This is a genomic window from Pseudobutyrivibrio sp. 49, from assembly GCF_900100545.1.
In the GTDB taxonomy this organism is placed as follows: domain Bacteria; phylum Bacillota; class Clostridia; order Lachnospirales; family Lachnospiraceae; genus Pseudobutyrivibrio.
The window spans coordinates 264,156-285,034 of record NZ_FNDP01000001.1 but is presented as its reverse complement, the minus strand read 5'-3'; the positions used below and the strand labels follow the sequence as shown (position 1 = coordinate 285,034).

Here is a 20,879-nt window from a genome sequence, read left to right as displayed (position 1 = left end):
TTCTCCTCATTACATAATAATTAATTGCGAGTCTTTAACTCCTCTGCAATTTCCTCTATCTTCTCATCAGTAAGTATATACTTCTTTTTAAACCAAATAATTGCAAAAACGAGACCAATAATTGGAATAATTGTCATAGTCATTCTAAGTCCCATCTTCTGAGAAGCTTCTACTCCCATTGAATAATCGATTTCTGTAGCTGTCTCAGCAGTATCATTAGAAAGAGCAAGCACCTGAAGTGCAATAGCTGCAATCAAAGCTGAAATACCAGAAGCAAGCTTTACAACAAAGGTCTGCATAGAGAAAATAACAGACTCATCTCTACGATTATTCTTTAACTCGCCATAGTCAACAGTGTTAGCAAGGAATACTGTTGTAATAACCGAAAGCATTCCGTTTGCAGAAAAGATAAAGAATGCTGGAATAAACAATAAATAAACATTGCTCATTGATGTTGATGCAAGAAGTAAAAGTGAAATATATCCTACAATAGCCATTCCCATGCTTATAAAGTAAATCTTGATAGAAGTAAAGAACTTTCTAAGGACTGGGTATAAAAGCATCATTGCAAGAATCTGAATACCACCACCAAAAGTAGAGAATAATGTATAATCTCCTCTCCAGCCAGTGCCACCAAAATCATACTTAAAGAAGTAGATTACAAGGTTTGATGTAATGTAGATTGAACAGTTTACAATTACGATTGCTACAACTACTGCCATAGCCTGATCGTTCTGGATGAGTGCCTTGAACATCTCACCAATAGATGCTGTCTTCATATCTACTGTAGATTTTTCCTTAACGAAAATGCAGCAGATTACTGTAAATAATACGAAAAGAACAGCGATTGCAATTGAGAAGTATGAAAAACCAACTCTTTCAACTTCTCTGTCTGTGATGCCTGCGCCACCAAACAAATGACCAAGAGCAGATACTGACATAACAGTGATGATTGTGATAATAGCAGAACCAACGCCAGCACAAGAACGAGCAAGTGTTGTAAGTCCCTCTCTCTCCTTACCACCTTCTGTGAAAGCAGGAATCATTGACCAGTAAGGAATATCCATCATTGTATAAGTAACACCCCAAAGGATGTATGTTACAGCTGCGTAAGCCACAAGGCCTTTTCCATTAATTGATGGTGGAGCTGAAAACATAAGAGCAAGAACAACTGCGTTAGTAAGTGTACCGATGAGAAGCCAAGGTCTAAACTTACCCCACTTTGTCTTAGTCTTTGCAACAATGGCGCCCATGATAGGATCATTAAACGCATCAAACACACGAGCAACCATGAGAATAACGCCCATTGCTGCAGCGCTAACGCCTAAAATATCCTGAAAATAGTAAAGTACATAAGATGCGGAAAGCATATATACCATATCCTTTCCTACTGCACCTAATCCGTAGGAAGCCTTTGCAGCTCCTGATAATTTCATTTTGTTATCCATTATTTATTTCCCCCTTTAAGTCCCATAGCAAGCTCTACAACTTTGTAAGCTCCGTCATAGAGACCAATTGTCTTATTAACCTTAATGCTTTCGCACATATCTGAAAGAAGTCTGTCATCCTTCATAAACATATCAATCATCTGGATTGTATGTGGAATATCTCTACACTCTAAAGTACCATCTCCCATTTCTGCAGAGTGAATAGCGCCCCACATCTCATGCTTTCCTACTCTCTTAATGAAAAGCTTTGGAATTGGATAGAATGCAAGCTCTGATGGCTTTGTAACAAGAACATCACAGCTTCTCATAAGAAGGTTTGTGCAGTAAACAGCCTCAAAAATATTCTCATGATAGAATCCGTGGATACCCGTAACATCTCCTGTGATAGCATCCTCAGCAAACTTTGTTGTAGCCTCGAACTCATTGAAATGCTCTGTTGCTACAGCCTTCATTTCAGGAATCTCTGCAAGGAGATCATCCCAAACGTTCTTGTAATCACCAACGTTTACATAAAGCATAGCCTTGTTTTTCTGAATTGCAGGAAGAAGGTATTTGATAATTGCTGCGAAAATCTCCTTCTGTGCACCAGCACCACCGATTGTAAGAAGAAAACGCATAGCCTTACCATCACGCTTTCTAGCCATTCTTGCATCACAATCAGCTTCGATATTGCTAACAAGCTCGTGATCAATATAATGACCTGTGTAAACCAAATCATCATTTGGCATTGGGTTACAAACTGCATTGTTTGGAGCCATTCCGTTACAAATGCGATAACCCATGTACGCGTTCTTGCACTGGATTGTATGAACACTGCCTTCAGCAAAATGAAGAGCCATTGGCCAGTTATCAGGAATTGCATTTACAACGTTTTTCATTCCTGCATGGATAGCAGCCTGTGCTGGCCATACATGTGTACCGATAACTGGAATCTCCTTTGGCACATTCTTGAAGACTGGTGCCATAAGCTCTGCATTCTTCTGGTCTGAAGAATTATAAGAAAGCTTTCTAAACCATTCGTAATTTGCTGGTTCCCAGATAAACTTATTAAAAAGCTTATTCTTTGACATACGTGATCCCTTAGAATACAAATCATTCTGATGGCTAATTACCTTTGTACAGGTTGTCTGTGGGTAGCCATTTAAATCCATCCAGTATGGTGTGTAGCCAAGTGCTTTTGCAGCTGAAGCCATAGCCATTGAAATACGATAATGACCAAAGCCCATTCTTATATTTCCTACAATGATACCCTTCTCTGTATCAAACTCTTCCTTTGACTGTCCTTCCTTAAGGAGAACGTCATAGACACCAAGGGAATCGCCGATGTGTGAATTCTTCTCAAGAACAATGTTGTAATCAACGTTTGAATCATCCCCAAATTTCTTGGCATACTTCGCTTTAGATTTACAAGCCTTGTTGTAATCTTTGTCAGCGATGACATTTCCAAAAATAACTTTACTCTTGTCTTGCATTACTTATTCCTCTTACCCCTTTAATTATTTAGTTAAACACTCCACCGAAAGACCAATGGTAACTGGCTCTAAGCCATCGCACTTAATAGTGAGCTTACCATCGCCGTCCTCTCCAATGGATTTTATATATACTCCCGTACAGCCTCCCATTGGGGCTACTGTGTCTGGTCCAACTATTTCAAATGGACCTTCAATTTCAAAGCTCAGTGGCTGAGCAAAATAGAACAATTGATTATCATTCTGGTCTACTATTTTTATACGAATATTTGCCACATCATAGGTATGAAGCTCTGTCAAAAGTGTATGGCTGGCTTTCGCTTCAATGTGAGCCTTTGTAACCGCTGCTTTAACAACTGTCTTAACAACCTGACCATCCTTTATAGCTTCAAATTTATACTCTCGAGATTCTCCACCCCAGTCACCAATAAACTTGTTGTAAATTGGAACTGCCTTTTTAGGGCTGACGCCATGGAATAATACAAGTCTGGCTGCATTTAATACCAAGGTAGGTGTTGGTCTGAATCCCTTTAAGGTAACCTCGTTAAGAATCTTCTTAATAAGCTTAGCCTGTCCCTTTGAAAATTCTCCATCCTGTTCGATGGCATCACCAACAAAATCATCTATCAAAATCGGACCATGCTTGATGTTTTCGAATTTGCTGTCCTCAGGGAAGTATTCCTTTATAAGAACATCGTTCTTATACATCTTCACTGAATCTGCATTGCTGATGATATAGGATTTTCCTCTATTACATGCTGGATGCTCACCAATATCAAAGCTTGTTGTAACATCAAGTACTGTCTCTGTCTCTGAAAAAGCTGCATATACTGACGCTGCAAGCTTAGGATTTCTGAACATATCCATAACACCGTGGTAGCAGATTCTGTCCCCTGAGCCGAAGTCCTTATGAGTGTTGTAATCAAACATACACCATCCAAAGGCTCCAGCAATATCAGGCTCTCCCGCCACCGCATCCACAACTGTGGCATGTCTTATAGCGTGCTCCTGTCTATGCTCTTCCCAGTCAAAAGGCTTTGTTGGGAACATGTGACCATTGTACTCACTAATCAGATAAGACTTTTCCTCATTTGAGGTTATGTCTTTCTTCTTAGCACAACCCTTATTTTTTCCTGAGAACGAGAAATCATTATATGTATAAACATCTTCAAGAAGATTACTCTTGGCAATGCATCTTACGCCGCCTGTAGGTCTTGTTGGATCAAGCTCGTGAGCAGCTGCATTTGTTCGCTCGTAAAACTCATCATTATCTGGTGACTCATTAATTCGTACACCCCAGAGAATTATTGAAGGATGATTTCGATACTGACGAACCATATCCTTTGTATTTTCTACTGCAATATCCTGCCATTCCTTGTCACCGATGTGCTGCCAGCCTGGAATCTCTGTAAACACTAAAAGTCCAAGTCTGTCACACTCATCAAGGAAGTAATGTGACTGTGGATAATGAGAAGTTCTTACTGCATTCAAAGCCAACTCTTCTTTTAAGATTTTGGCATCAAGTCTCTGCATTGATTCTGGCATAGCATACCCAACGTATGGATATGACTGATGTCTGTTTAATCCTCTAAGCTTTATCTTACGACCATTGAGGTAATAGCCGTTCTTTCTGAACTCTGAACTTCTAAAACCGATTGTCTCTTTGACTTCATCAACCACATTGTCATCAAGAACAAGCTGTGTCTTCAAAGTATATAAATATGGGCTTTCAATATCCCAAAGCTTTACTGTAGATGGAGCACTGGTAAGGCTGAGATAATAGCCACCGTTTCTCTCCTCAAGACCTCCTACTGGCTGAGAAAAAAGAAGCTCATCATCAAGATACTGTTTGATGAATACTCTTTCATCATTAGCAAGCTTATTTATATTCTTTCTGAAAAAGCACTCTGTTTTAATGATTCCCTGAACGTTCATCATCTTTATCTGCTTAGCTGAGCGCTTGCTAGTAGAAACACGTTCTAATAAAGCTGGCTGAACTATAAGATCTTCAAAGTGAACCTTTTCTTTTACTTCAAAATAAACATCTCTATAGATACCACCGTAGGTCATATAATCTATTACATAACCGAAAGGAGGCTGATTAAGTGTCTCTCTGGAATCAACCTTAACTGTGATGAGGTTTTCCTCTCCCAGCTTTAAAACCTTTGTGATATCAACAGAAAATGCTGTATAACCACAATCGTGATGCTTTAAATGTGTTCCATTAACGTACACATCACAGGCGTGTCCTACTCCTTCAAACACCAAGGAAACAAATTGATTTTCCCACTGAGCAGGTGCGAAAATGCTTTTCTGATATCCACTGACCATCTGGTAAATACTCTCATCAAAATATGACAATGGAGTGACCTTTACCGTATGTGGGATATTGACTAAAGTGCTATTTTCCATCGGCTCATTAATCATATCCTCAGAAAAGTTTTCGTTGAATCGCCATTTTCTATCTAAATAAATTCTTTGTGCCATTTACTTTTCCTTTATAAGAATTCCATCAATAAGTACATCTACAACTTCCTTTAAAGCAGTTGGGTAATCCATTTTGCTCTGCTTAAGGAAATCCCCCATTAACAATCTCTCAACACTGGAACCATAAATAAGCTTAAAAATTTCAAGATTTATTGGTCTGATTTTTCCTTCTTCCATACCCTTAGTAAGTAAGTCGAAAGTCTTCTCCCAGCCACTCTCAAGTCGATTATTCATCTTCTCGTGAGCCATAGGATATTTTTCAGCCATTTGCTGCATAGCAGCATAATCAAAACCATAACTATTCTCTGGTAATACAACAAGGATGCCACGAAGCTTTTCTACTGTAGAAAGCTTTGCGTTGTTATAAACCTTATCCTCTTCTTCCTTGATAATGTTAAATGCGTAATCTACCATTTCACACATCAATTCATTTTTATCATTGAAAACTGTGTAAATAGTTTTCTTACTCATCTTCATTTCTGAAGCGAGATCATCCATTGTGAACTTAGGACCCTTCTCCTTAAAAACGTTTAAGGCACCTTCTAAAATTCGTTGATTCATATAATTTTACTCCCAAAAACTATAATTTGTATATTGAGTTTCCTTAACTAAATAATACCACACTAATGGAAACTAACTCAATAGAAATAGGTTTGTCCATTTTTCACAATATATTAACAATGTTTTTGTTGACAAAGCACAACCATAGGTTTATCATGTCCCTGTTGATTAAGAAAAAGAGAGTTTATAGGAGGAAATAAGAATGTTCGAAGAAGTATCATTCCAGATGTACACAATTTATTCAGATTATGAAAAATATTGCAAAAATAAGAGAAACGAGGGCAAGGAGCCAGTATCTTTCTTCAAGTATGCATTTGGTCAGTACGAAGACTAATATCAAATATATGGCGGTCACCTTTTATGGTGGCCGCTTTTTTGTATCCTCTCCCAGTCACACTCTTCCTCTACTTTAACTATAGACTCTAGGAGGCCCACACTCCCCACCACCAACTAAAGCATTTGAGCAGAATTATAGATTTTCTTAATACTGCTGGTTGAGCTTTTATTGGTGTCTTTTCATTGGTTTTGCACTTCGAAGAGAATGCTGTGCTTTCCACAGACATGTTTTATCTATAAGTATTCTCCAAAGTTGTTTGTTGAGGTTGCTTTCATATTCCGTTTGCTAAGTAGAACTTAAAAAGAGATATTTGTTTGTAAGGGCACCGTGGCACATTCAACGTCCTGTTTCAAGTGACCACTGCTGCCGCCGTCCTAGCGGCAGCTGCCCTTACAATTCAAATATCTCTTTTAGTTCTACTAAGCTCACTCCAAATATCCAGCAACCTTCAACAAAAATTTTGGAGAATAATTCTTAAATTATATTTCATGTCTGTGTTAAGCACACATTCTTGGCAGAAGTGCAAAGAATTGAAAAGACACCAATTAATAAAAAAGCGAAACGCAGTATTTAGAAAATCATAATTCTGTGATTGCGTAGTTGGTGGTGGGGAGTGTGGCCCTCCTAGAGTCTATTGAATAATTAATTAGAGTGTGGCTGGGGAAAGAATTAAAAAAAGCGGCCTCCGGAGATTTTCCAGAGACCGCCATATATTTGATATTAGTTTAGTTCTTAGACTTGAAGTACTCGTCGATAGCTGCGGCTGCTGTCTTGCCTGCGCCCATGGCGAGGATTACAGTAGCGGCACCTGTTACGGCATCACCACCTGCGAATACGGCATCTTTTGTAGTTGCACCCTGCTCTGTAGCGATGAGGCAACCCTTCTTGTTTGTATCAAGACCAACTGTTGTGCTAGAGATAAGTGGGTTTGGAGATGTACCAAGTGACATGATAACTGTGTCACACTCGATTTCGTACTCTGAACCTGGAATCTCTACTGGACGACGACGACCTGAAGCATCTGGCTCGCCAAGCTCCATCTTGATAATCTTGCATCCACGAACGCTACCTTCCTCATTAACAAGGATTTCAACTGGATTCTGAAGAAGATCAAAGATAACGCCCTCTTCCTTAGCGTGATGTACTTCCTCTGCTCTTGCTGGAAGCTCTGCCTCAGAACGACGGTATACAACGTGAACCTCAGCGCCAAGACGAAGGGCTGTACGAGCAGCATCCATAGCTACGTTACCACCACCAACTACTACGACCTTCTTGCCGCGAGCGATTGGTGTATCATAACCTTCCTTGAAAGCCTTCATAAGGTTATTACGTGTAAGGTACTCATTTGCTGAGAATACTCCGTTAGCCTGCTCACCAGGGATATGCATAAACATTGGAAGTCCAGCACCTGAGCCAATGAATACAGCCTCAAAGCCTTCCTTTTCCATAAGCTCATCGATTGTGATTGAACGACCGATGATTACGTTCTTTTCGAACTTAACGCCGAGAGCCTTTACGTTCTCAACTTCAGCCTTAACTACCTTGTCCTTTGGAAGACGGAACTCTGGAATACCATAAACAAGTACTCCACCCATCTCGTGAAGAGCCTCAAATACAGTAACATCATAACCAAGCTTTGCAAGGTCGCCAGCTGCTGTAAGACCTGAAGGGCCTGAACCGATAACAGCTACCTTGTGTCCGTTTGGAGTAGACGTGTTCTTTGGCTTAATTCCATTTTCTCGAGCCCAGTCAGCAACGAAACGCTCAAGCTTACCGATAGCTACTGCCTCACCCTTGATACCACGGATACACTTGCCTTCGCACTGTGACTCCTGTGGGCATACACGACCGCAAACTGCTGGAAGAGCTGATGACTCAGAGATAATCTCGTATGCTCTCTCGAAGTTGCGCTCCTTAACCTGCTCGATAAAAGCAGGAATATTAATAGAAACTGGGCAGCCGCCTACACACATAGGCTTCTTACAGTTAAGGCAACGTCCTGCCTCTTCTACTGCCTCTTCCTCTGTATATCCAAGACAAACCTCTTCGAAGTTTGTAGCACGAACCTTAGGGTCCTGCTCTGAAATAGGTACTCTAACTAAAACGTCTCCCATTACTTGTCACCTCCACAATTTCCACATCCGCCGTGGTGTGTATCGCCTTCCTGCTGCTTAAGAAGTGCTCTACCTTCTTCTGTCTTGTACTGCTTTGCTCTGGCCATAGCCTGATCAAAGTCTACAAGGTGACCATCAAACTCTGGTCCATCTACGCAAGCAAACTTAACTTCATCACCAACTACAAGACGGCAAGCTCCACACATACCTGTTCCATCAACCATAATTGGGTTCATAGAAACTACTGTAGGAATGCCAAGCTCCTTTGTAAGGAGACATACAAATTTCATCATAATCATAGGACCGATTGCTACGCAGTGGTCATATTTCTTGCCAGAATCTACAAGTGCCTGAAGCTGCTGACAACCATTTCCATGGAAACCGTAGCTACCGTCATCTGTTGCAAGGTAAAGTTCATCAGCTACTTCACGCATCTCATCCTCATAGAAAAGGATATCCTTAGAACGTGCACCAATAATAACTGTAGTCTTTACACCATGCTCCTTAAGCCACTTAACCTGTGGATATACTGGAGCTGTACCAACACCACCTGCGATGAAGACGATGCTCTTCTTTTTTGTCTCTTCTAAATCTTCCTCAAGGCAAAGCTCTGAAGGCTGTCCAAGTGGGCCTACAAAATCAGCGAAAGCATCTCCCTCATTAAGAAGTGCCATACGCTCTGTAGAAGCTCCAACTGTCTGGAATACTATTGTAATAGTGCCCTCTGCTCTATCATAGTCGCAAATTGTAAGAGGAATACGCTCACCCTCCTCATCAATCTTTACGATAATAAACTGACCTGGTAAGCAACCGTCAGCAACTCGTGGTGCCTTAACCACCATAAGGAAAATCTTATCAGAAAGCTTTTCCTTCTTTACGATTGGATACATAAACAAGACTCCTTCCCTTTTTTACCAATTTCTAATAATTTATCTTATTTCTTTAGTTTTGTAAAGTGTTAAAGCAACAAAAAGCTTCCCCTTTCGGGGAAGTCTTTTAACTAAAGTATACAAGCTCATCTTCTGGCTTCTCAGCTGGCTCTACAGATACAGGATAGAGAACCGGACCCTTACCCTTGTATTCCTTTGCGAACTCAACCTTAATAGTAGCTGTAATATCAATCCAGCTTCTATGGCCAAGAGATGCTGCATTATCCCATTTACACTTCATACCAAGGAACTGAATATCCTCAACACAGCAAGTCATTGCGAAACGACCTGGAATAAACACATCTCTGCGAAGCTTCTTATCATTTGGATTATAAACAAGACCTCTAAAATGAACTGTCTTTCCATCGTACTTCTTAGGTGTTTCCATACAATCCATAAACCAAAGTGCATAATCAGCATCTGTAATATCGATTACATCAGCATCTAAATCAAATGGAAGCTCCTCAGGAGTATCATCAATAGAACCATCTGCACGCTCATAAACAATCTGAGCTGGTCGGTTCATAGATTTTATCTGACCTCTAAACTTAGACTTTGGTGTAGCCTCTGTACAACGATTGAAGATAACTACTTCTGCCTTAAAAAGCTGTTCCATCATCATAGTACGCATATTATTAAGGTAGTTTTCAAAAGTAGTAGCATCTACCGTAGCAAGACTCTGTGCTGGCACCCATCCTTCTGGAAGCGGCTCATCATAAATCTTATCTACACCCCAGGTACCATTGTACTCAAGGAAGATAACATCAGGGTCGTACTCCTTAGAGATACGTGTGAGATTCTCAAGATTGAACTCATCCTCAGAATCAATAGTAGCTACTTTTGCATTTATTGTCTTAAGCTTTTCAATGTCGTACTCAACATCTCCATCCTCACAAGAAAGGATGAGAATTTTATCTTCGCCGCCCTGAGCGAAGTCATTTTCAAACAATGTCTCCTGGATAAGAGTAGTTTTTCCACTATCCATGAATCCAGTAAAAACATAAACTGGTATATCTCTAGCCATTCTAACCTCTATCTAAAATGTATTACTCTAAGCCGAAAAGTTCTTCAATCTTGTGCTCATCAATATCTGCACCGATTACAACAAGACGTCCTGTGTAGTCAGGCTCACCACTTCTAAGCTCGTACTCTCCATCTACAAAATCGAAATAAATCCAGCCGCCCTCTACAGACTCAACCATACCCTTTGAGCGGATAACTGTACCATAATCTGTAGTGTTAGCAAATGCCTTCATAGCCTTCTCGATTGTAGCCTTCTCAAACTTATGAGGTGTCTCCTTGCCCCATGTATTAAATACTTCATCTGCATGATGGTGATGATGCTCATGATCATGGTCATGGCAACCACATGTGCAATTCTCGCCATGGTCGTGATGATGATGTTCATGCTCGTGGTCATGCTCATCATGATCGTGATGATGATGCTCGTGCTCATGGTCATGCTCATCATGGTCGTGATGATGATGCTCGTGCTCGTGGTCATGCTCTTCATGGTCATGATGGTGATGCTCGTGCTCATGTTCCTCGTGAGCTTCCTCAGCAAGATGCTTTAAATCAACTGCAAGATTGTCCTGTCCTTCCATAACTGAAAGAAGCTTCTCGCCAGTGATTTCCTCCCATGGAGTTGTAATAATAGCAGCCTTTGGATTAAGCTTCTGAATCTGCTTAACACAGAACTCAAGCTGATCCTCTGTAGCTGTCTGTGAACGTGAAAGAACGATTGTAGTAGCAAATTCAATCTGATTGTTGAAGAACTCACCAAAAGCCTTCATCTGCTTAGAGGCCTTAAGAGCATTAACAACTGTAACGAGACCGCAAAGCTTAACGTCAGCTGTCTCCTCAAGCTTAATAACTGATGTCATAACATCTGAAAGCTTACCAACACCAGATGGCTCAATAAGAATACGATCTGGGCTGAACTTTTCAAGTACCTCGTGAAGATTCTTATCGAAATCTCCAACAAGTGAACAGCAAATACAACCAGAATTCATTTCTGATATTGTGATACCAGCATCCTTTAAGAAACCGCCGTCGATACCAACCTCGCCGAACTCGTTTTCAATAAGGACAACCTTTTCTCCCTTATAAGCTTCTTCAAGCATTTTCTTAATGTAAGTAGTCTTTCCTGCTCCCAGGAAACCTGAAATTATATCAATCTTTGTCATGATAATACCTTCCTTTTTGACAAAATTTAATTCTCTACAACAAACATATATATTATCACATTATTGTTAAAACTTCTACTCCTTCACATTTTGCTATTGGTAAAAAATATCATTAAAAAACCAGCCTATTTTTCAATAAGCTGGTTAGATAAAGTTTCGATTATAAAAATCGGGATTATTAAATGTGAACTGTTTTTAGGGATTTAAACAACATTATTAATCCATTTCATCAAGAGCTACTCTCTCAATATGCATAGCCAGATATCCAATCTCTGCATCATGAATATCTCGGCCAAGACTTTTTGAAAGCTCTTTACAGATTTTTGTAGCTGCCTGAAATGAATTTGCGGCAGAGGCATTGATGTAGTCGTTCATATCAAGCTTTATTACCTCTCCCTTTAAAGTACGGGCAATCATATAACGAATATGATTGAGCAACCTGTTATAAGATAATGACTGAGTATCTATCTTCTTTCCAGTTTCTTTCTCTACCATGCTCACGCACTGTCTCACAGCGTCGGCCATTTGCATAGCCTGAGATACTGCCTGATCCATAATAGATGAATGCACATGAAGTGCAATATATCCAATCTCATCGTCTGTAAGATTGACATCAAGACGATTCGACAAAATCTCCCTTGCTGCTTCTGCCACTTTAAACTCTGAATGAAAAAGAACTCTGATATCATCTGTAAGGGGGTTTTTAAGCTGCTCATTGTTCTTACTTCTTTTAACTGCATACTCGATATGGTCTGCCAAAGGAAGCAAAACATCACGATCAATTGTTTTAAATGCTTTCTCGGCGCCATCTAAAATCTCGTTTGCAATCTCAAGATATACAGGATCGATACTGGTTGCTAACTCTTTTTTATCGCCTCTTTCGGTAGACTCCTTAAGAGAATAAATCTTATGCTCATCGGAAGTCTCGATAATCTCACTGATATGTTTTCCGAATCCTATTCCCTTACCGAGAATAAGATACTCCTGTGTTGTGTTTTCCAAGATACCTATCAGCGCATTGTGATTGAGGACCTTCTCGATTCTGTACATTTTTTCTCCTTAATGATTACTCGTAAAAATCTACTGCAAGTAAGTCATCACCTGCATTAACATCGCCATTTGCAATGCGGCGAAGCTTCTGATTGCTCTTAAGCTCTGTGCAAAGAACTGGTGTGGCAATTGAAGGAGCGTTCTTAGAGATATAATCTAAGTCTGCCTCCATAAGTACATCACCCTTCTTTACCTTCTGTCCATTTGTTACATGAACGTTAAAGCCTTCACCCTTAAGCTTAACTGTGTCAATACCAAAGTGAAGAAGCATTGCTACATCATCATCTGTCTTGAATCCGATAGCATGCTTTGTATCGAATACGAATACAACTGTTCCGTCAGCTGGTGCTACAACCTTGCCCTCCTTAGGAGTAACAACGGCACCATCACCCATCATCTTCTGAGCAAAAACATCATCTGGAGTCTCTGCTAAATCTGCAGCAACACCTGTAAGTGGGCTACCAAGAATAACTGTCTTTACAACCTTACCTGTTGGCTCAGCTGTCTCAACTGCCTTTGCTTCCTCAGCAACGGCATCATTTGCTCCATTATACTCAACATTAGGAGCTGTCTCAAGATAATCTTCAAGATTTGACTTAATAACTGTAACGTGTGGTCCGTAAATAACCTGAACACCATTACCCTTGTGAACTACACCTGAAGCACCTGTAGCCTTAAGCATAGCATCGTTTACGAGCTCTGACTTCTTTACTGTACAACGAAGTCTTGTTGCGCAGCAGTCAACATCAGAGATGTTAGCCTTACCACCAAGACCGTTACAGATCTTCTCAGAAGTGTTGTCATTCATAGACTCCTTCTTAGCATTGTAATCAGAACGTCTGTAAAGCTTAACCTCTTCATCTGCATCTCTACCAGGAGTCTTAAGATCGAACTTCTTGATAAGGAATGTGAAAAGGAAATAGTAAACTACAAAGTAACCTACACCTACTACTGGTACCCATACCCATGATGTCATAGAGTTTCCAGGAAGAATACCAAAGAGGATTAAGTCAATGATACCGCCTGAGAATGTCATACCAACACCAACGCCGAGCATATGCATGAACATGTAAGATGCACCAGCGAATACACAGTGGATACCGTAAAGAGCTGGAGCTACAAATAAGAATGTGAACTCGATTGGCTCTGTGATACCTGTAAGCATTGATGTAAGAGCTGCTGAAAGGAGAAGACCTCCTACTTCCTTCTTCTTCTCAGGAAGAGCGCATCTGTACATAGCAAGTGCTGCACCAGGAAGACCAAGGATCATGAATGGGAACTTACCAGACATGAATCTTGTAGCTGATACTGCAAAGTGATCAATTGTGTTCTGTGCACCAAGCTGTGCAAAGAAAATGTTCTGTGCACCTTCGATCATCTGACCATTAACCTCGAGTGTACCACCGAGAGCTGTCTGCCAGAATGGAAGGTAGAATACGTGGTGAAGACCGAATGGAATAAGAAGTCTTTCCATAAGACCATATACCCATGTTCCTGCATAACCAGAAGCAAGAACAACACCACCTACTGCGTAGATGCCCTGCTGTACAAATGGCCATACGAAGAACATTAAAATACCAACTGCTGTGTATACCAAACCTGAAATGATAGGTACGAATCTTGTACCACCGAAGAATGATAATACCTGTGGAAGCTGGATCTTGTAATACTTATTGTGAAGTGAAGCAACACCAAGACCTACGATCATACCACCAAATACACCCATCTGTAATGATGTGATACCGCAAACTGAAGTTGTTGCACCATCAAGCATTGCCTCTGTTCCACCATTGATTGTGATCATAGCGCCGATTGAAGCGTGCATGATAAAGAAAGCGATAGCTGCTGCTAAAGCTGCTACTTCCTTCTCCTTCTTTGCCATACCGATTGCAACACCGATAGCAAAGATGATTGGTAAGTTAGCAAATACAATGTTACCGGCCTCGTTCATAACTGTAAGGATAGCATATCCTACTGTACCTGGGCCTAAAACTGATGTGAGGTGGTATGTCTCAAGCATTGTTGAGTTTGTGAATGAACCACCGATTCCGAGAAGCAAACCTGCTACTGGAAGGATTGCGATTGGAAGCATGAATGAACGTCCAACTCGCTGCAATACTGCAAATAATTTGTCTTTCATTTTTTTAATCTCCTATACATGAAAAATTTTTGCGCACCTATATGGGAAAGTATTTGTCTTCTCCTATGCCGGGTGATGGGTAAATGGGCATAAAAAAAGACACGAACCCACATAAATACAAAATAGTTTATGTATAGTTCGTGCCTTGATTGGTTACAAGTTACACACTACGGATGTTAAATTATCACGTATGTGTCCTTGTGTCAATACTTTTTCGTTATTTTCGTAAACGTTTAAGTGATTTTCTTCTTATACATTCACATAATTGCCGCGTTGTCTATTAATTACCGGGAATGAGCCCTTAACAAAGCGCCATAATTCAATTAATCCTATACTTGATACAAGTACAAGAATGCCAGCTGGAATAATGTATGGTGCTGAAATTCTGAATCCACCAAATATATTCATAAATGACTCAGCATATATAATAATTACCCACTGAACAAGATAGATTACATCAACATTCTTTCCAAGGTATGCTGTTGCCCCATTCACTGCAATATTCTTTACTACCTGAGAAAGGAAATAACATAATGATACAGCCACAAGGATTACCATTGAAATAAATAAATGATGAAGTAAAGACTGATGATAGAAAACTCTGCCAGCCAACATGTACATTGTTCTAATATCATATCCACATGCTGTATAAATTAGAGTGAATGCGATTGTTCCAACTAAAGCCACTGGGCAAATAAGACGGTAAAATCTTGTTTTGTCCTCTGTACGCTGTAAATAGTATGCAAAAATCATTCCAAATACTGGATAAAATAACCATCTAAACATTGGAAAGGTTGTAACATCACAGGTATCGAAAAATAAGCCAAATAAATATTTAGTCCATGAATTTGTGAAATCAAGCTTTGAAAGCATTCCTCCTAATACAGAAAGGACAAGGGATACTGCCATCATAGCTGGAAGTGGAAGTCTCAATTTCTTCATGAGGGCAATTGTGAAAAATGCCATTCCTGCAAACTGGAGAATACTTACCAAAAACAAAGAATCTGCAAGTGTCCATGGAACTTCATATCCTAAGTATATAGCTATTGCAGTAGGAACAGTACCTTTTACAAAGCTTAATAAATATCCAGTTCCAAGTAACTTCAAACCTCTTTTTGTCATATCAGCAGGTGTATTGTTTCTGGAATACATAATTCCTACACCCATACAAAACATAAACATAGGCGCTCCCAATGGACCAGCTAAAAACTCCATAAGATTTCTAAAGATTCCAGTTGGTGCTATCTCTGCATCGATATTGCTAATCTCCTCATAACAATGTATGCAGACCATAAACAATACACTGAAAGCCTTAGCCCAATCTAATTCTTTTTGTCTTCCTCTGTTAATTATTATATCGTTCACCACTATTCTCCTCATTCTTCCATACAGTTATATAGTGTAATTTTTTTCAACAGCTGTGTATCATAGCACAGAAAATAACGCATGACAATCCAATTTCTATTGATTGGGTAATTTAACACTGTCTTCATAATTGCGTGGTAGAATACGTATACTGTCGTAGTGAAGAAATGGAGGTGTCTTATGGATATAACAGCTTCCGAGAAAAAGGTATTAAACGGTATTTCCTTTAATACCGAAGAAATTGAGAGTGGAAATCTTCGTGAAAGTGATGCTACTCTTCTTAATGAAATGAGAGCTGTAGAAAATTACCTGATAGAAAAATACCCAAGCTTCACTTTTGAAATAACCGGCTGTGAACCAAAATCAGGTACAACACGAACTTATTCGGAATGGTATTTCAAATCTAAGGAAATCAACAGAGAATCTGCTTTTATTGCAATGTCCGAAGAGAACGATAAATATTTCACTGTAAGAGATGCCTTCTTTGGACAGATAATACGTGAGCCTATAAAGAATTATCTAGAAGAGTTACTTACTAAAGCTAATCTGCCTGTTATTACCATAGAAGTATCATTTTGGGAATATCTTGGAGAAGAATACGGAGAAGAAATATCTGCCGAAAAAGTTTTGACTGGAGAAATAGACGCTGGAAATGATTTCAAAATTTTCCTTGATGGTTCAAAGCTTCCTGATGAAGACTATCAGGCTGTCATGGAAAAGATAAAGACCTGCTTACAGACAAATAAAATAAGTGGCGAGGTATATCTGGTAATTCTATCAAGCTGTGATGGCGACTTTGCCAGAGACCGAGTTTTTTCTGATAGTATATTGTTATAATCCAAAGAGGTATTTTTATGAACAGTTGTCTATCTATAGAAGAAATTGTTTTGATTAACTGCCTGCTTTACTGCGAGAATCTTGGAGGTCCAAGAGGAACTTTCCTTTCAATAAGTCAAGAATCCCGAACCATTGGCAATTTTGTAGATGGTGTACTTCACTATGCAACAAAAATTGAAAATGATAAGGAATATAGCACTGGTGTAACCGGAGCAGAATATAAACAGCTTATGTGGGCCATAAGACCTATGGAGCATCTGAAGAATATTATCATTATGCAGGTACACTATGAAAGTGAAGGTGCTGGAGGTGGACGTAGTGCTCTTCTCTTCGATCCTTCAGCAAACGAAGCAATAGTTGCCTTCAAAGGAACACAAAGCGATGCTGAATGGATAGATAATGTTTCCGGGTTATATCGTGTACCTACAGAATTTCAGGATAACGCCCTAAACTGGTTTAAATCTCTAGATTTGGAGAGCTATGATACCATCACAGTAACTGGTCATTCCAAGGGCGGAAATAAAGCAAAGTTTATCACTATAATGGATGACAGAGTAGACAACTGCTTTTCTTTTGACGGACAGGGATTCTCTGACGAATTCATTCGTAAATATTCACCATTAATATTAAAGAATCAGGATAAGATACTGAACATAAGCGCAGAAAGTGATTTTGTAAATATCCTTTTAAACGATGTGGGCAAAAAGCAGTTCTACTTAGGCACCAATTACGGTCGTCTTGGCTTTGCTGAAAATCATTGTCCGAATGCCATCGCTTTCTATGATGATATTGGAGAAATGACAATACATGAGGCACCTGGTCAGGATAAGAAGATGTCAGCTCTTGATAAAATGCTTAACAGCTTTATCAGATCTATCCGCATGTCTACAAAGGAAAAGGTTGCCAATATGCTTGGCAGCGTTATCGTTAATGCCTCCAGCGGCGATACCGACAAACTGGTATATTCCTTTTCTGACAGCACTAATTCAGATAGTGCAGCTAAATTAATTGCCTATACTTTACGCTATAAAGTTGAAAAACCTAAAATGATAGATTCTGTAAGGGAAATCCTACAGCAGAATGGATTCAGCACCAATATGCTTGGTGCTATAAACTTCGTGACAAACTATGACCTGTTAATGGAACTAATAGGAAAAAAGCCTGAGGCAGTCATATCTATTTTAAAGATGCGACATGCCTCAGACAATCTGATTCAATTTCTAAGAAAACATATGGAACTTTTTGATTTACTGGTATCAGTATCAAGAAAAATGCGCCGAATCAATCCATTGAAATATAGTGGTGATGATTTAAAGGCTGAAGATACCACCATAATCATCAATTCTCAATTTATGATTTCAAGGCGTACTCTGTCATTTTTAGTATTTGGAGCAATAGTTATCACTCTCACCTGCATATTTATCTTATGGCTACGGCTGTGGAGGTAAATAAAATTATATCAAGCCATAAAAAAGAACCAGACTTCCATCTGGTTCTTAATATTTTAGATTACAATTCAAAATTAAGCTAAAAGCTTTCCAAGGAACTCATCACCCTTTTCAGAACACATTCCACAGGTATGAGCTACAATTCTTTCAAGCTCTGCCTTTTCATCAGGACCGCCCTCAAAAACTGTTCCGTTGAAGGCATTACCACTTGCTGACTTAACAGTCTTATACTTTGTAGTAAACTGAGTGATTTTATCATATGTACCAAAGACCTGAATTGTTGAAAATAACTTTTGGATATTCTCGCTATCCTTAGCCTTAACATACTCACTCATCTTTCCATATAAAAGAGAACTCTCATACTGATAATCCTCTGAATACTTTTTAACAAAATCAATAAAATTCTGTCCTAAATCAACAACGAAAGCTTCTTCCTTAGTACCTCCAAGCTGCTGCTGTGTCATACCAATTTTTTTTCTCGTACGAACTGTAATCATAATTCTTCTTCCTCAATACCTATAAACATTACAAATACTAATACTATTCAAAAACCTTATCGATTCTATAACAGAAATACCCGCTTGTCAATCATAATTTTTATTATTGAAGATATGACTACAAGGCTATAAAATTGTGTCATGAACTATTTAAGCCTATCAGATTATCTAAAAGATAAATACGGAACAAAAGTCTATAAGTTATCTCTTACAAGTGGCTGTACCTGTCCAAATAGAGATGGAACTATAAGTACAGGAGGATGTATCTTCTGTTCAGAAGGCGGCTCAGGGGATTTTGCTGCAAAATTTATGCCACTAAATGAACAGATAACCTCTGCCAGAAAGCTGGTTGATTCTAAAATTCCAGCTAAGATTCCACTTTCAGAGAGAAAGTACATAGCATATTTTCAGTCCTTTACAAACACCTACGGTGACCAACAGCGACTTATGACACTTTTTAAAGAAGTACTCTCCTACCCAGAAATCGTCGGTCTTTCCATTGGCACAAGACCAGACTGTCTTTCTGATGAGATGATAGACTTTCTTGCTGCGTTAAATAAGACCAAGGAAGTATGGGTAGAGCTTGGCTTACAAACTATTCACGAAGAAACAGCTCGTTTTATTAACAGAGGCTATGAACTTTCAGTATTTGAGGATGCATATAAAAGACTTACAGATGCTGGTCTAAAAGTTGTGGTGCATGTAATACTTGGTCTTCCAGGCGAATCAGAAAGCGATATATTAGAAACCATCAAGTATTTAGCAAATCTAAATCCAACTCTTTTTGGAATAAAGCTTCAGCTCTTACATGTTTTAAAAGGAACTAAATTGGCTGATATGTATGAAAAAGAGCCTTTCCATATATATGAACTGGAGGAATACTGTGAGCTTGTAGGTAAATGTCTACAGCTCCTTCCAAAAGAAACTGTTATTCATCGTCTTACTGGAGATGGACCAAAAAAGCTTCTCATCGCCCCTCTATGGAGTGGCAACAAGAAGCTTGTAATGAACACTATGCGTAAATATATTTCTAATCTTTAATTTTGTACCATATCTATGATACCAGCCACGGCTTTGCTGTATTCCATCAGCTTCTGCTGTGAGCTGGAATCTTTTTCTTCAATGATTCTCTTATATTCTACAAATTCAAAATACAATCTGTGGCTTCCATCTGAAAGATCCACCTCTTTTGTTTCTGTATCCATGTCATTAAAAAGAACATCATATTCAGTCATACCATTAACATGAGGATAAATACATATTGTGGCATCCACACCTTGGATTGTACTTGGTCCTGGTGCATTGCAATCCTTTGTGGCAGCGCATATACATTTAAAGCTGCCGTAATCAGCTAACAATACTCCGCTGGTATCAACTCCCTTTTCCATATTAGGACTATAGGTAGCTGACTTTGGCATTCCAAATAACCCTACCATTGCAGAAATGTTATAAACATTTAAATCTCTAAGTGCTCCACCTGCATGGGCTGGATCAAACACTGCAGGAGTTGCAGTTCCTTCATGAAAGTTCTTGTATCGACGTGACATCTGACTGTAATTGAAATTACAAAGCTTTAAATCTCCTACAAGCTTAACATCTTCCTGAAGCTGCTTATATGCAGGCAGGTGATAAATGCTCATAGCCTCAAAGAGCATAACCCCATTTTTCTTAGCAAGCTCATCAAGCTCTTCCAGTTCTGCCAAATTAATAGAGATTGGCTTTTCGCATATTACATGCTTTCCAGCTTCAATTGCACGCTTTGAGTACTCTACATGCAAATCATTTAAAACCCCTATGTAAACCAACTCAATGTCTGATTTCAAAAGATCGTCATAATCTGTATAAACACCCTTTAACGAATACTTTTTAGCTAGTTCCTTAAGCTTGTCTTCGCTTTGCTTTCTTCCACAGATATAAATTTCTTCAAATCCAATCTCATCTATGAAGGACAGGACTTCCTGTACTATAACACCGTTGCCGGCTATACCCAATTTCATATTTTTATTCTCCT

Annotated in this window: 17 protein-coding genes; 4 read left to right on the top strand and 13 right to left on the bottom strand. The window is 39.2% G+C overall.

What is annotated here, in order from left to right; genetic code table 11:
• Positions 1-20: 20 nt before the first annotated feature.
• From BLP54_RS01160 to BLP54_RS01145, 4 genes are read right to left on the bottom strand one after another with little or no spacing between them, the layout of a single operon-like run.
• Entirely contained in the window at positions 21-1,436 is a 1,416-nt protein-coding gene (locus BLP54_RS01160; protein ID WP_090166740.1) for a glycoside-pentoside-hexuronide (GPH):cation symporter, read from the bottom strand.
• 11 nt (positions 1,437-1,447) lie between these two features.
• The gene (locus BLP54_RS01155; protein WP_090165952.1) at positions 1,448-2,920 is read right to left on the bottom strand and encodes a DUF6937 domain-containing protein; all 1,473 of its coding nucleotides are present in this window, start codon (positions 2,918-2,920) and stop codon (positions 1,448-1,450) included.
• Between the two features lie 24 nt (positions 2,921-2,944).
• A complete protein-coding gene (locus BLP54_RS01150; RefSeq protein ID WP_090165950.1) occupies positions 2,945-5,404 on the bottom strand; it encodes a glycoside hydrolase family 2 protein in 2,460 nt (819 codons plus the stop codon).
• Positions 5,405-5,965: a TetR/AcrR family transcriptional regulator gene (locus BLP54_RS01145; protein ID WP_090165948.1), complete on the bottom strand. Its 561-nt coding sequence runs from the start codon at positions 5,963-5,965 to the stop codon at positions 5,405-5,407.
• A 202-nt stretch (positions 5,966-6,167) separates the two neighbouring features.
• Between BLP54_RS01145 and BLP54_RS16195 the strand changes: the two genes are divergently transcribed.
• Positions 6,168-6,299, top strand: a complete 132-nt coding sequence (locus tag BLP54_RS16195) for a hypothetical protein (RefSeq protein WP_255405296.1) — start codon at positions 6,168-6,170, stop codon at positions 6,297-6,299.
• Between the two features lie 728 nt (positions 6,300-7,027).
• On the opposite strand, the gene gltA is transcribed toward BLP54_RS16195, so the two are convergent.
• From gltA to BLP54_RS01110, 7 genes are all read right to left on the bottom strand, one after another.
• Positions 7,028-8,416, bottom strand: coding sequence for an NADPH-dependent glutamate synthase (gene gltA / locus BLP54_RS01140; RefSeq protein WP_090165946.1), 1,389 nt, complete (start codon positions 8,414-8,416; stop codon positions 7,028-7,030).
• On the bottom strand, positions 8,416-9,306 hold the full coding sequence (locus BLP54_RS01135; protein ID WP_090165944.1) for a sulfide/dihydroorotate dehydrogenase-like FAD/NAD-binding protein: 891 nt from the start codon (positions 9,304-9,306) through the stop codon (positions 8,416-8,418). The genes gltA and BLP54_RS01135 overlap by 1 nt, the downstream gene beginning before the upstream one ends.
• A 106-nt stretch (positions 9,307-9,412) precedes the next feature.
• Positions 9,413-10,369, bottom strand: a complete 957-nt coding sequence (locus BLP54_RS01130; protein ID WP_090165942.1) for a TIGR03943 family putative permease subunit — start codon at positions 10,367-10,369, stop codon at positions 9,413-9,415.
• 22 nt (positions 10,370-10,391) lie between these two features.
• Complete coding sequence (locus BLP54_RS01125; RefSeq protein WP_090165940.1) at positions 10,392-11,531, bottom strand: CobW family GTP-binding protein; 1,140 nt, start codon at positions 11,529-11,531, stop codon at positions 10,392-10,394.
• Positions 11,532-11,747: 216 nt separating this feature from the next.
• Positions 11,748-12,581 (bottom strand): PRD domain-containing protein, encoded by an 834-nt coding sequence (locus BLP54_RS01120; protein ID WP_090165938.1) that lies wholly within the window; start codon positions 12,579-12,581, stop codon positions 11,748-11,750.
• 16 nt (positions 12,582-12,597) lie between these two features.
• Positions 12,598-14,721 carry a PTS sugar transporter subunit IIABC gene (locus tag BLP54_RS01115; protein ID WP_090165936.1) on the bottom strand — a complete coding sequence of 708 codons (2,124 nt, stop codon included), beginning with the start codon at positions 14,719-14,721 and terminating at the stop codon, positions 12,598-12,600.
• Positions 14,722-14,970: 249 nt separating this feature from the next.
• The gene (locus BLP54_RS01110; RefSeq protein ID WP_176754431.1) at positions 14,971-16,086 is read right to left on the bottom strand and encodes an acyltransferase family protein; all 1,116 of its coding nucleotides are present in this window, start codon (positions 16,084-16,086) and stop codon (positions 14,971-14,973) included.
• Between the two features lie 180 nt (positions 16,087-16,266).
• Here BLP54_RS01110 and BLP54_RS01105 point away from each other — a divergent pair, with 180 nt between their 5' ends.
• On the top strand, positions 16,267-16,923 hold the full coding sequence (locus BLP54_RS01105; RefSeq protein WP_090165931.1) for a hypothetical protein: 657 nt from the start codon (positions 16,267-16,269) through the stop codon (positions 16,921-16,923).
• A 17-nt stretch (positions 16,924-16,940) separates the two neighbouring features.
• Positions 16,941-18,371 carry an Mbeg1-like protein gene (locus BLP54_RS01100; RefSeq protein WP_090165929.1) on the top strand — a complete coding sequence of 477 codons (1,431 nt, stop codon included), beginning with the start codon at positions 16,941-16,943 and terminating at the stop codon, positions 18,369-18,371.
• Between the two features lie 74 nt (positions 18,372-18,445).
• On the opposite strand, the gene BLP54_RS01095 is transcribed toward BLP54_RS01100, so the two are convergent.
• A complete protein-coding gene (locus tag BLP54_RS01095) occupies positions 18,446-18,868 on the bottom strand; it encodes a hypothetical protein (protein ID WP_090165927.1) in 423 nt (140 codons plus the stop codon).
• 141 nt (positions 18,869-19,009) lie between these two features.
• Here BLP54_RS01095 and BLP54_RS01090 point away from each other — a divergent pair, with 141 nt between their 5' ends.
• Entirely contained in the window at positions 19,010-19,909 is a 900-nt protein-coding gene (locus tag BLP54_RS01090) for a tRNA modification radical SAM protein MnmL/YtqA (protein WP_090165925.1), read from the top strand.
• On the opposite strand, the gene BLP54_RS01085 is transcribed toward BLP54_RS01090, so the two are convergent.
• Positions 19,906-20,865 carry a Gfo/Idh/MocA family protein gene (locus BLP54_RS01085; protein WP_090165923.1) on the bottom strand — a complete coding sequence of 320 codons (960 nt, stop codon included), beginning with the start codon at positions 20,863-20,865 and terminating at the stop codon, positions 19,906-19,908. The genes BLP54_RS01090 and BLP54_RS01085 overlap by 4 nt on opposite strands.
• Positions 20,866-20,879: the final 14 nt, after the last annotated feature.

Excerpts from the sequence above, each read along its gene's own strand:
- BLP54_RS01085 (WP_090165923.1), bottom strand. The coding sequence starts at position 20,865 with ATGAAATTGGGTATAGCCGGCAACGGTGTTATAGTACAGGAAGTCCTG.
- BLP54_RS01115 (WP_090165936.1), bottom strand. The coding sequence starts at position 14,721 with ATGAAAGACAAATTATTTGCAGTATTGCAGCGAGTTGGACGTTCATTC.
- BLP54_RS01100 (WP_090165929.1), top strand. The coding sequence starts at position 16,941 with ATGAACAGTTGTCTATCTATAGAAGAAATTGTTTTGATTAACTGCCTG.
- BLP54_RS01120 (WP_090165938.1), bottom strand. The coding sequence starts at position 12,581 with ATGTACAGAATCGAGAAGGTCCTCAATCACAATGCGCTGATAGGTATC.
- BLP54_RS01095 (WP_090165927.1), bottom strand. The coding sequence starts at position 18,868 with ATGATTACAGTTCGTACGAGAAAAAAAATTGGTATGACACAGCAGCAG.
- BLP54_RS01145 (WP_090165948.1), bottom strand. The coding sequence starts at position 5,965 with ATGAATCAACGAATTTTAGAAGGTGCCTTAAACGTTTTTAAGGAGAAG.
- BLP54_RS01105 (WP_090165931.1), top strand. The coding sequence starts at position 16,267 with ATGGATATAACAGCTTCCGAGAAAAAGGTATTAAACGGTATTTCCTTT.
- BLP54_RS01150 (WP_090165950.1), bottom strand. The coding sequence starts at position 5,404 with ATGGCACAAAGAATTTATTTAGATAGAAAATGGCGATTCAACGAAAAC.
- BLP54_RS01130 (WP_090165942.1), bottom strand. The coding sequence starts at position 10,369 with ATGGCTAGAGATATACCAGTTTATGTTTTTACTGGATTCATGGATAGT.
- BLP54_RS01090 (WP_090165925.1), top strand. The coding sequence starts at position 19,010 with ATGAACTATTTAAGCCTATCAGATTATCTAAAAGATAAATACGGAACA.
- BLP54_RS01155 (WP_090165952.1), bottom strand. The coding sequence starts at position 2,920 with ATGCAAGACAAGAGTAAAGTTATTTTTGGAAATGTCATCGCTGACAAA.
- gltA (WP_090165946.1), bottom strand. The coding sequence starts at position 8,416 with ATGGGAGACGTTTTAGTTAGAGTACCTATTTCAGAGCAGGACCCTAAG.
- BLP54_RS01160 (WP_090166740.1), bottom strand. The coding sequence starts at position 1,436 with ATGAAATTATCAGGAGCTGCAAAGGCTTCCTACGGATTAGGTGCAGTA.
- BLP54_RS16195 (WP_255405296.1), top strand. The coding sequence starts at position 6,168 with ATGTTCGAAGAAGTATCATTCCAGATGTACACAATTTATTCAGATTAT.
- BLP54_RS01125 (WP_090165940.1), bottom strand. The coding sequence starts at position 11,531 with ATGACAAAGATTGATATAATTTCAGGTTTCCTGGGAGCAGGAAAGACT.
- BLP54_RS01135 (WP_090165944.1), bottom strand. The coding sequence starts at position 9,306 with ATGTATCCAATCGTAAAGAAGGAAAAGCTTTCTGATAAGATTTTCCTT.